Raw genomic sequence first — 10,815 nt, 5'->3', positions numbered from 1 at the left:
TTATTAATCTCTACCACTAAGCTCATTACTCGATCGTAGTCGATAAAACAAATGCGCGTAAGACGATCATAAGCGGTTTGGCGATCGAGATTGACAAGGTGAAAATAACGATAATAAATAGTTTCTTCCGAGAGATAATGGTGAAATTGTCGCACTAAAGGCTCATCCGCTGCCCGAATCGGACGAATTAGCACCTTTAAGCCTCTTTTCGTCGTCCAAGGACCTATATAATGTTCAGGATAGGGACGAATCGCCGGATGAGATAACTTTTCTGGGGGTGTAGTTCGAGTATGAAGAAGGATAGAAGCGGAAAGGGCGATTAATTGCTCTGAATCGGCAAAAAAGGGATTAATATCGATAGTTTTAATGCGAGGTTGTTCACTGACTAGGTGACTAAATCTAACGATTATTTGCTCCAAATTCGCTAAATTAAGCGATTTAAGCCCATTTGTCCCGTGAAAAGCCCGATAAATCTTGGTTTTTTCTAAAAGTCGGCGAGCGAGATTAGTATTTAAAGGAGGTAGAGCGGTGGCGTAATCTTGAAAAATATCGACTAAACGGCCACCAGTACCGAAAATTATCACCGGTCCGCACTGATCATCGTAATTAGAGCCGATAATTAACTCATATCCTCGATCGATCTCTAACATCGGTTGAATACTCACCCCGAGAAAATGCTCCCGACCCACTTGTGCGCTAACATTAGCTTCGATCGCCTGATATGCTTGTGCGACTGCCATGGGGGAAAAAAGCGGCAATTGTACCCCACCCACCGCGCTTTTATGGATAATCGTCTGGGAATGCAGTTTCATCACCACAGGATAACCGAGAGATTCAGCGAGATTAACTGCTTCTGCGGCACTTTCAGCAATTTTAGTGACAATAACAGGGATTCCATAAGCTTTGAGTATATCTAAAGACTCTGGCTCACTGAGAATTGTTCTATCCCCTGCTTGCTCGATAATCTGGCTAACTAAAACTCGATCGGAGCCATTTTCCTGAGAATTGGTTAAAATTGGCGTTTGATAAAGACCGCGCAGATTCTCTTCATATTTCCAGAGCAAATTAAACACCCGGGCCGCCGAATCGGGATAGCGATAGGTGGGGATACCCTGCTGATTTAATAACGCTACTCCCTCTGCAATGCCCTCTCCCCCCATCAAACTTGCTAAAATGGGTTTTGTGCTATTTTGAGCAATTGAAGCGATTCTATGGGCAATTTCTCGCAGATCGGTGTTAAAGCGAGGCGAGAGAATCATCAACACCGCATCGGTATGTGCATCCGCTAAAGCGATCTCTAGGGCGCGAGCGTAGCTATGGGGATCGCTGCCGCGACGCAGATCGATGGGATTTTGGGGGACAATATCCGCGGGAACAAGAGGAGCTAGTTTTTCGATCGTTGCGGGGGTAAGGGTTGCCAGTTGTCCATCTTCCGCCAGTAAAGCCGAGGCCGCTAAAAGAGCGGGAGCAAAACCATTGCTGATGATTGTCAAGCGTTTTCCCTGGGGAAATCGGGGAATTTTCGCTAAAACTTGCGTGATATTCAAGAGATCGGCCAGTCTTTGTACTTCCACGATGCCACAACGAGCAAAGGCAGCGGAGAGAGTTAGCTGATCGCTGGTCAATTTGCCAGCATGGGAAAGAGAAGTGGGGTCAAAGTCGGTACTGTGGCGACTAATGGCGATAATTGGTTTATTTAGGGCAACTTCTCGGGCTGAGGACAGAAAAGAGCGGGCATTATTCAGGGATTCCAAGTAGATAACGATGCTTTTGGTTTGGGGATCGTCTCCCAAATAATAGAGTAATTCGCCCCAATCCACATCTAAAAGAACTCCGAGGGAGATAAAGTGACTAAAACCGACATTTTCGCTTAAACTCCAATCAAGCACGGCAGCAGCGATCGCCCCACTTTGACTAATCAGGGCAATTGAACCAGTTTTCGGCAGGATGGGGGAAAAGGTGGCGTTAAGATTTTGGCTGAGATTGCTGATTCCTGAGCTATGGGGACCGATGATGCGTAATTTTTGACCAGCGATCGCTTTAATTTCCCTGAGTAAATTTTCCCCCATCTGGCCGGTTTCCCGAAAACCCGTGGAGAGAATCAGGGCGCATTTAACCTGTTTTTCGACAGATTGGGCGATAATAGCGGGAATTTCGGGAGCGGGGGCCGTGATAATTACCAGATCGATCGCCGCCTGGATATCTGGTAAACTGCTATAGCTGGGAAGATCGAGCCAGTTTTCGGGGTGAGGATTAACTAGATAAAGGCGGCGCTGACCGGGATTATGATGGAGATTATGTAAAAGAGTGCGATCAAGTTGGGGATTTTGGCGATTAAATCCCACCACAGCGATGGTTTTTGGCTCAAAAAAGGCTCTTATAGTTTGATGTTCGCCACCGCGAGGATCTAAGATGGAATTTAACATAAGTGGGCTAGGAGGTATTTAAACCAGTTATTGTTAAGTGAGCTAAAAAAGCAGCTAACCCTTACTGTTCCAGTGTTCCGATGTTCCCCGATCGACCTAGACCAATTTTAGCTGTTTAATCAGGGTTCGATCGGTGTAATTAATTTTGTCTAGGTAGGGTTGGCAATAAAACAGCCCTAGCCGATGAACATTTTCCCCAAGAGATCTAGTAAACTATCTGATGCTGTAAATATTTAGAGACAAACGATGGAACTGGAATATCCCGAGGATTTGAGATACCTAGAAACCCACGAATACGTCAGACTCGAAGGTGAAATCGCTACCTTGGGAATTAGTGCTTTTGCCGTCGATCAATTGGGTGATATCGTGTTTCTAGAATTGCCCGAATTGGGAGAGGCGCTGGAAGTAGGTAGTAGTTTCGGCACGATCGAATCGGTAAAAGCGGTAGAAGATCTTTATCCTCCCGTCTCGGGGACCGTAGTCGATCGCAATCAAGCGATGATTGACTCCCCCGAATTAATTGCCGATGATCCCCACGGGGAGGGTTGGTTATTAAAAGTGCGGGTAGAAAATCCCGATACTGCCTTGGCTGATACCCTCTCCGCTAGTGAATACCGCGCCCAAGTAGCAGGGGAAAGTTAACTAATATTAACAACAGGGAGCCAGACCCTCACACTATCATAATCATAGAAAGAATTGAAAATCCAGGAAGCGATCGAGTCTTCCTGATTTTTGTCTCTAAACCGTGCTGAGACGAAATTCTTGCCCGAATCGAGTGAGGTTTCACTATTTACCCAATCTATGCTAAATCCTAATCTCGCGGCGATCGAACTTTCCAAAGAGGAGGTTCAACGCTACTCTCGACACATTATTCTGCCCGAAGTGGGCTTAGAAGGTCAAAAAAAACTAAAAGCCGCCAGTGTTCTCTGCATCGGCACCGGGGGACTCGGTTCCCCGCTTTTACTCTATCTAGCGGCGGCTGGCATCGGTAGAATCGGTATTGTTGACTTTGATATCGTCGATAGTTCCAATCTGCAACGTCAAATTATTCACGGCACTTCTTGGGTAGGTAAACCGAAAATTGTTTCCGCTAAGGACAGAATTCTAGAAATTAACCCCTATTGTCAGGTGGATTTGTACGAAACCCGCATAAGTTCCGAAAATGCCCTTGACATTTTAGCCCCCTATGATGTAGTCATCGACGGGACGGATAATTTCCCCACCCGTTATCTGACTAATGATGCTTGTGTTCTTCTCGACAAACCCAACGTCTATGGCTCAATTTTCCGCTTTGAAGGACAAGCAACCGTTTTTAACTACCAAGGCGGTCCCAACTACCGCGATCTCTATCCCGAACCGCCACCACCGGGGATGGTTCCCTCCTGTGCGGAAGGCGGTGTTTTAGGAGTTTTACCCGGAGTAATCGGCACAATTCAAGCCACAGAAGCCATTAAAATTATCCTCGGCGCTCCGGATACCCTCAGTGGTCGTTTACTGCTTTACAATGCTTGGGAAATGAAATTCCGTGAGTTAAAATTGCGTCCGAATCCCATCCGTCCCGTTATTGAAAAACTAATTGATTACGAACAATTCTGCGGTATTCCGCAAGCGAAGGCACAAGAAGCGGCAGAACAGCAAAAAATGACAGAAATGACCGTAGTAGAGTTAAAAGCACTAATTGACAGCAATGCCAATGATTACATTCTCATCGATGTGCGTAATCCCAACGAGTACCAAATCGCTAATATCCCCAACTCGGTGTTAATTCCCCTACCCGATATCGAGAATGGTGCGGCAATTCCCAAAATTAAGGAATTAGTCAACGGTTATCGTCTTATCGCCCATTGTAAGATGGGGGGACGTTCCGCTAAAGCCCTCGCTATCCTCAAAGACGCAGGTATCGAAGGAATTAACGTCAAAGGTGGTATCAGTGCCTGGAGTCGCGAAGTCGATTCCACTGTACCAGAATACTAATTTTGTCCCTTGGGTTTTGGGGTTTTGGGGTGTTAGGGTTTTGGGGTATTAGTCAAATTCCCCCATCTCCCCATTCCCCCATCTCCCCATTCCCCCATCTCCCCACTTCATAATTCCCTTCCCCCATCTCTGTGTTCCCTGTTCTCTGTGAATCTGTTAAGATCGTGGCGAGTTAGCCTTAAAATCTTGGGTGTGAGCAAACAATGAAAAACCATATTAAAAAAATTGCTAGTTGGAGCGCGATCGCTGCTATTTCCCTTGGCTTAGTAGAAATGAACCGAGCAGCGATCGCATTTGGCAACAATAATCAATTTAGTGCCTGTATCAGTCAGATTGTCCGCACGGGGGTGAGTCCCGAAGATGCCGCCACCGCTTGTTCAGAAGCATTAATTCCTAAAGAATTATCCCGGTGTGTGGTGATGATTAAATCCAAAACCCCGATCGATGGTAATCTGGCCCTGCAAGCTTGTTTTCAAGTGCGTCGTCCTATTGACCTAGGTAATTGTGTAGTCGATATCCATCGCGCTGCCCCCTTATTTGCCACTAATTCCCTCAAACAAACCGAAACAGCCAAGGAACCTGATAAATTAGGGATTTCTAGACAGGTTTTAGATTCCTGTCGTCAAAGTTTATTACCCGGGCGCTTTTCCCAATGCGTTATCGCTGTCAGTCGTGATGTGGACAAAAATAATCCCTCCCAAGCTTTACAAACCTGTTTAAGTGCCGAGGATTTCCCCAGAGATCTATTCCCCAGTTATCCCCAAAATCAAGACCAGAGACCTTAATCAAGATTATTTGGCTCTCTTATTTTGGGAATATACGGAAGAACCAGAAAACGTTAAATATTGAACCATCAATCAGACGAGTTCGGCGGCTTAGGAAAGGTACACTTAACCGTAATATTTAAATTACTTTTAGCGGTTCCTTTGGTAATATAAGGGATTCCTACCTCACCGCCGATTTCCACACCAAATTGTAAAGTGACTTCCTCAATGTTGGCAATGGCTAAATTGCGAAAAGCGTTTAAAGTGTAAGTAGTGTAAGTACGAAGTGTATCTTCAATTGTCTGAAAATTCTGTAAAATTTGCTGTTTATCTGGTACATTAATTACCCCTTTAGCAACTCTTCCCTCCGTTTTTAATGTCTCGGTCGGAATTTCCAGGTCATCGGTGGACTCTATATAAATTAGAGTGTTTTCGTCAATTTGGATCGGAGTTAGTCGAGTCATAAATAATGCAAAAATTGAAAATTAACTTTTTTCTTAACTATTTCTTGGCTCTCCCATACTTGTGGTGTGGAAACGGGGTCTATACTGATAGAATATCAGCAAAATAGTCCTAAAAGTCTTGCCCAGTAAGCATTTCACGATTCCATAAGCAAAAATTATCACACAAAGTCGAGAAGAGCCGAAAAGGTCATCTAAGGGAGGGCCTATGCTTTCCTTGCAGTTTACCAAAAAATAACCTAATATAAAAAATATTTCTATCCCTTGCTGACTGTCTATGGTTTGGTACGCCCTCGTCATCGGCATTAACGATTACGGTTTCCTGCCATCTTTGAGCAAACCCGCCCAAGATGCAGAAGCTGTTGCTCAATTCTTGGAGAATACCAAGACATTTGAGAATGTAGAACGCCTACCCAATCGCTGGATTGCCGCAGAAAAACGCTACGAAGTTGTTCCAGGAAAGGTAACGGGGAATGAAGTCTTGCAAGCCTTAAAGCAAATCTTATCGGGAGAGCAGACCAAAAATCAAGAAGTCTTGATCTACTTTTCAGGACACGGGTTTCGCCTGATCAATCGCATCGGTGACGGGGAAGCCTATCTCGCCACCTCCGATAGCCAACCCGACGGCAAAAATGCCATTTCTTTAGACCGAGAACTCAATCCTTTATTACGGCGTTCTAGTTTGAGTAATCTGGTGGTAATGCTAGACTGTTGCGTTGCAGGGGCGTTATTGCCCGAAAATCCGGAAAATCGCACTTTGCTGGAACCTAGCCTCTCAGCGTTTAAGGAGAAGCAAGATTACTACCTGATCGCCGCCTGTCGGTCACAACAGCAAGCTTGGCAAGATGAGGAATACAGTTTGTTCACCGCCGCTTTACTGAAGGGATTGTCCCAAAAAGAGGCGGACCCAAAAACGGGAGAAATTAGTGTCGATCGCCTGTTTGATTTTGTTTCGCGGGAATTGCGAGGGAAGGGTCAAGAACCGATTCGCATGGGAGTTGGGCGATCGCTAATTCTGGTCAAATATGGGGCGCAACCTCAAGTTAAAGAAGTGAAACCGTTACTAGATGAGAAGGGAGAATTGCGCTGTCCCTATCAAGGATTGCTGGCGTTTACTAAGAAGGAACGCCCATTTTTCTTCGGACGCAAGCGAGTGGTGGACGACATCAAATCTAAGCTGGATCGGCTAAATTTTGTCCCTCTGATTGGTGCTTCTGGAAGTGGTAAATCTTCGGTAGTTCTGGCGGGATTGATACCCTGGTTGGAAGAATTAGGATGGCACATTCTCGAACCGATCAAGCCTGGATTTAAGCCGTTGTCAAAGTTAGAAAGCCTACTGTTATCCTATTTTCCAGATTGCGAAAAATTGCTGGATGAATGTATCAATAATCCAGCCAGCGAAGGCTTAAACCCGCTATTAGAACTTTTTCCCCGCGAACACAAATTCTTGCTGGTGGTAGATCAATTTGAGGAATTATTCACTTTTGATCCAGAGAAAAAGCGCGAGCGCAAGCGCGAGCGCTTTATTGAATTGATTACTCAAGTTGCCACAATTCCAGACTCTCCTCTGGCAGTTGTCGCTACCATGAGGGCGGATTTCATTGAACCCTGTTTGCGTTACGATTCTTTGCGAAAATTGATTCAAAATAACGCCGAATACCTGCCAGGTCTAAGGGGATTAGATTTGCTAGAAGCTATCACCGAACCAGCCAAGCTGCAAGGTTATGAAGTTACGAAAGAATTGCTCAATAAAATCCTTGACGATATTAAACAAGAACCCGGATTTTTACCCTTATTAGAGTTTGCTTTAACCCAGCTTTGGCAGAGGCGAGATGAAGCAAAGTATCAGGTTACTTTAGATGCTTACCAGGCGATAGGTAGGATGGAAGGCGCATTAAATTGTCATGCAGATAAAGTTTATCAATACAGGGATTATGAAGAAGAAAAACCAGTAAAAGAGCGAACGGAAGCAGAGAAAGCTTTAATCAAGCGAATTTTCTTGAATCTCCTGCAAATAGTAGATGGGGAAAAGGATACCCGAAAGCGCCAACCAAAAGCCTTTATTTTATCTTTGGCTAGAGATAACCAAGCAGAACAAAAAATCCTAAGAGAACTGATTGAAGATAACCAAGGATTAGTCAAAGGTCGTCTTTTGGTAACGGGAAAAAGTGAACGAGAAGAAGAAGCTTGGATAGATTTAGCCCATGAAGCTTTAATTGAAAAGTGGGACAACCTGAATCTGTGGCGAACCGAAACTCGCAAGGGAAGAGAATTAGCCAAACAGGTAGATAAAGATGCAGAAAGCTGGCAAGAAAATAACAAATCCCAGTATTATTTGTGGTCGGGTGACAAGTTAGCAGATGCGGAGAAAGTCCTGCAAGAATATCAAGACACGGTGGAGACTAAGCAATTGGCTAAAGAGTTTCTCCAAGCTAGTAGCCAGGAGGAGTTGCGTTCTTATATGAGAAGGCCAGATATTGATGATTTAGACTGTCAAGCTTTAGAAAAAGAAGCAACTAACAAATCATTTTTAAGCCGAGAAAAGTTGAGAAATTTACTCGAAAATGAGAAGGAAAAAGCACAGATAAGGCTGTCAGCGTCCTGGTTGCTGAAACAGTGGGGAGAGGAGGTTCCTATCTGGACAGCAGAGGTTGATAAGCAAGGAAAAATTGCCCTCTCAATCATCGCAGAAAACGAACTACCAGCCACAGTAATCGAAGAGTTAGAAGACGGAATAAACCTAGAAATAGTGGAAGTTCCCGGCGGTGAGTTTTGGCTGGGTTCTTCTGAAGGAGAGGAAGGAGTATATTCAGATGAACGCCCGCAACACAAGGTCAAGATTTCTCCCTTTCTGATGGGCAAATATCCGATAACGCAGGCGCAGTGGCGAGCAGTGGCTTCTTTGCCTAAAGTTGAACGGGATCTCAACCCAGAACCTTCATACTATAAAGGAAATAGCCGCCGACCAGTAGAATGTATTAGTTGGTATGAAGCAGTGGAATTTTGTGAGAGACTATCACGCTGGTCACAGGAAAAAGGAAAAGGCTATCAATACCGTTTACCCAGTGAGGCAGAGTGGGAATACGCCTGTAGGTCAGTTATCAGTTATCAGTCATCAGTTATCAGTGAAGAATCAATTCAAAATCCGATTTATCCGCCCTATCATTTTGGTTGGAAAATTGACCCCGCTTTGGCAAATTACGAGCAAACCGCTCCTGCAAGGACGACGGCCGTAGGCAGGTTTCAAATCGTGAATGCCTTTGGACTTTATGATATGCACGGGAACGTCTGGGAATGGTGTTCAGATGATTGGCATGATAATTATGAAGGCATACCAACAGATGGCTGGGCGGGGTTAAGTGGAAAAAATTCTCAATATAAGTTGATGCGGGGCGGTTCGTGGACTGTCAAACAGGAAAGCTGCCGTTGTGCCGTCCGCAGCAAGAACACTCCCGATTATAACTACTACAACATCGGGCTGCGGGTAGTTGCGTCGTCGAGGACGGTTTATTCAGTTAACAGTTAACAGTTAACTGTTAAGTAGTCGTGCAAAATAAATTTCCTAGTGAAGATAGGCAAAAGGCAAAAGGCAAGAGGCAAGAGGTGGTTAGATATGTGTAATTAATTTTGCTTAGGTACTTAACTGTTATGCTTGTGCCGCTGTTTCAATCCAGTATTATGCTATACTTATTAAGTAGTCGTGCAAAATTAATTTCCTAGTGAAGATAGGCAAGAGGCAAGAGGCAAGAGGCAAGAGGTGGTTAGATATGTGTAATTAATTTTGCTTAGGTACTTACAAGTATAAACTCGTAAATTGGAGGAAAAAGCCATCAATAATGATACCCACTCCCGAACAGATGCTTACTTGCATTAGAATGTGTCAAACCCTGTATAACTTCTATACCGATATTCATCTATTTCGGTATGATGAAAATAGTAATGTGAGCATCTTGCTCACTAATGTGGAGTTTGAAGATGAATCATCAACCTGATTTTTACCAAATGTCTCGCCCAGAATTAAGAAAATATGTCCTCTCCCATCGAGAAGATGATGAAGCCCTAAGAATTTATATGGATAGAATGCGAACTGAATCAGGTGTAACTAGATTTACCCTTACTCCTAGTCAAGAAGACATGAAGAAATTAGAAGAATTTCTCAAGGCAAAAATGGATAAATAAAATCAATTTAACTTGCTTGTATCAAGGTTCTGCCTTAATGTATGCTTCAGGTAGAAACTGGGAACGAGATGAAAAAGACGAATCACCGATTCTTCAACAGTACCAAAATCGCTGCATCTCTAATAATCATCAGTTATAATAAAAATGCCAGCAAAAGATATTTATCATGATACCGTGAGAACTGCCTTAGACAAAGATGGCTGGACAATTACCCATGACCCCCTAATTATTCGCTGGGGAAAAAGAGATTTATATATTGACTTAGGAGCAGAAAAAATTATTGCCGCCGAAAAAGACAATCAAAAAATTGCCATTGAAATTAAAAGTTTTGTTGGCAAATCATCTATCGACGACTTAGAAAAAGCATTAGGACAATATATTTTATACTATGATTTATTGACAAAACTAAAATCTGAAAGAACTTTATATTTAGCAATTCATCAACAAGCTTTTGCCGATATTTTTGAAGATCCTATTGGTCAAGTTTTATTAGACAACAAACGATTAAAATTATTAATTTTTGACGAAATTGAGGAGGTTATTTTAAGATGGATAGGTTAGAAAATATGAGAAAAATTATTATTGAATCTCTCCGTTATTATGCAAACTTGCGCTATGCTACTGGAGAGGTAAACCGCCTCCTCATTATTGACAAAGACTCTGATAACTATCTAATTCTCTTAGAAGGTTGGGATAACCGAGAAAGAGTACATGGCTGTTTACTGCATTTACAAATTATTAATGGTAAAATCTGGATACAACGAGACGGAACCGAAGACGGTATTGCCACTGATTTATTAGCCGCCGGTATTCCTAAAGAGCAAATTGTCCTTGCCTTTAAACCCGAACATATTCGACCCTATACTGAATTTGCTGTAAAATAAGCTATAGATTGACATCCTCGCCGCCGTAAAACGGACGGCGATTCCCAAACCTCACGATTTGGGTTTCTGCTTCTTTCCCTTGCGGGGTTCCGCACCTGCCTTAACAGATTTACTCTGTTCTGGTCTT

The 10,815-nt window shown here is 43.5% G+C and carries 10 protein-coding genes; 8 read left to right on the top strand and 2 right to left on the bottom strand.

Going from position 1 to position 10,815, the window contains the following annotated elements:
- On the bottom strand, nt 1-2,426 hold a 2,426-nt coding region (locus EWV68_RS10255), incomplete at its 3' end, for an acetate--CoA ligase family protein (RefSeq protein WP_287169707.1).
- 246 nt (nt 2,427-2,672) lie between these two features.
- Here EWV68_RS10255 and gcvH point away from each other — a divergent pair.
- From gcvH to EWV68_RS10240, 3 genes are all read left to right on the top strand, one after another.
- Nucleotides 2,673-3,068: a glycine cleavage system protein GcvH gene (gcvH, locus tag EWV68_RS10250; protein WP_002737085.1), complete on the top strand. Its 396-nt coding sequence runs from the start codon at nt 2,673-2,675 to the stop codon at nt 3,066-3,068.
- Between the two features lie 159 nt (nt 3,069-3,227).
- On the top strand, nt 3,228-4,400 hold the full coding sequence (gene moeB / locus EWV68_RS10245; RefSeq protein ID WP_012266195.1) for a molybdopterin-synthase adenylyltransferase MoeB: 1,173 nt from the start codon (nt 3,228-3,230) through the stop codon (nt 4,398-4,400).
- Nucleotides 4,401-4,603: 203 nt separating this feature from the next.
- Entirely contained in the window at nt 4,604-5,185 is a 582-nt protein-coding gene (locus EWV68_RS10240) for a hypothetical protein (RefSeq protein ID WP_287169705.1), read from the top strand.
- Between the two features lie 68 nt (nt 5,186-5,253).
- On the opposite strand, the gene EWV68_RS10235 is transcribed toward EWV68_RS10240, so the two are convergent.
- Nucleotides 5,254-5,628, bottom strand: coding sequence for a CU044_2847 family protein (locus EWV68_RS10235; protein ID WP_287169703.1), 375 nt, complete (start codon nt 5,626-5,628; stop codon nt 5,254-5,256).
- A 274-nt stretch (nt 5,629-5,902) separates the two neighbouring features.
- Between EWV68_RS10235 and EWV68_RS10230 the strand changes: the two genes are divergently transcribed.
- The 5 genes from EWV68_RS10230 (at nt 5,903) to EWV68_RS10215 (ending at nt 10,688) form a co-directional block, all read left to right on the top strand.
- Nucleotides 5,903-9,151 (top strand): nSTAND1 domain-containing NTPase, encoded by a 3,249-nt coding sequence (locus EWV68_RS10230; protein ID WP_287169701.1) that lies wholly within the window; start codon nt 5,903-5,905, stop codon nt 9,149-9,151.
- A gap of 310 nt (nt 9,152-9,461) precedes the next feature.
- Nucleotides 9,462-9,617 carry a DUF6888 family protein gene (locus tag EWV68_RS22085; RefSeq protein ID WP_425184095.1) on the top strand — a complete coding sequence of 52 codons (156 nt, stop codon included), beginning with the start codon at nt 9,462-9,464 and terminating at the stop codon, nt 9,615-9,617.
- A complete protein-coding gene (locus EWV68_RS10225) occupies nt 9,601-9,804 on the top strand; it encodes a DUF6887 family protein (protein WP_002758886.1) in 204 nt (67 codons plus the stop codon). The genes EWV68_RS22085 and EWV68_RS10225 overlap by 17 nt, the downstream gene beginning before the upstream one ends.
- A 144-nt stretch (nt 9,805-9,948) precedes the next feature.
- Nucleotides 9,949-10,365: an element excision factor XisH family protein gene (locus EWV68_RS10220; protein ID WP_002758888.1), complete on the top strand. Its 417-nt coding sequence runs from the start codon at nt 9,949-9,951 to the stop codon at nt 10,363-10,365.
- On the top strand, nt 10,353-10,688 hold the full coding sequence (locus tag EWV68_RS10215) for a XisI protein (RefSeq protein ID WP_002758889.1): 336 nt from the start codon (nt 10,353-10,355) through the stop codon (nt 10,686-10,688). Before EWV68_RS10220 ends, EWV68_RS10215 begins: the two co-directional genes overlap by 13 nt.
- The last annotated feature ends 127 nt before the right edge of the window (nt 10,689-10,815 follow it).

The organism is Microcystis sp. M_QC_C_20170808_M9Col (assembly GCF_007095495.1).
Classification (GTDB): Bacteria; Cyanobacteriota; Cyanobacteriia; order Cyanobacteriales; family Microcystaceae; genus Microcystis; species Microcystis aeruginosa.
The sequence above is the reverse complement of the archived record's forward strand: the minus strand, read 5'-3'. Positions and strand labels throughout refer to the sequence as shown.

Coding starts and splice junctions, on each gene's coding strand:
- gcvH (WP_002737085.1), top strand. CDS start 2,673: ATGGAACTGGAATATCCCGAGGATTTGAGATACCTAGAAACCCACGAA.
- EWV68_RS10230 (WP_287169701.1), top strand. CDS start 5,903: ATGGTTTGGTACGCCCTCGTCATCGGCATTAACGATTACGGTTTCCTG.
- moeB (WP_012266195.1), top strand. CDS start 3,228: ATGCTAAATCCTAATCTCGCGGCGATCGAACTTTCCAAAGAGGAGGTT.
- EWV68_RS10215 (WP_002758889.1), top strand. CDS start 10,353: ATGGATAGGTTAGAAAATATGAGAAAAATTATTATTGAATCTCTCCGT.
- EWV68_RS22085 (WP_425184095.1), top strand. CDS start 9,462: ATGATACCCACTCCCGAACAGATGCTTACTTGCATTAGAATGTGTCAA.
- EWV68_RS10220 (WP_002758888.1), top strand. CDS start 9,949: ATGCCAGCAAAAGATATTTATCATGATACCGTGAGAACTGCCTTAGAC.
- EWV68_RS10225 (WP_002758886.1), top strand. CDS start 9,601: ATGAATCATCAACCTGATTTTTACCAAATGTCTCGCCCAGAATTAAGA.
- EWV68_RS10235 (WP_287169703.1), bottom strand. CDS start 5,628: ATGACTCGACTAACTCCGATCCAAATTGACGAAAACACTCTAATTTAT.
- EWV68_RS10240 (WP_287169705.1), top strand. CDS start 4,604: ATGAAAAACCATATTAAAAAAATTGCTAGTTGGAGCGCGATCGCTGCT.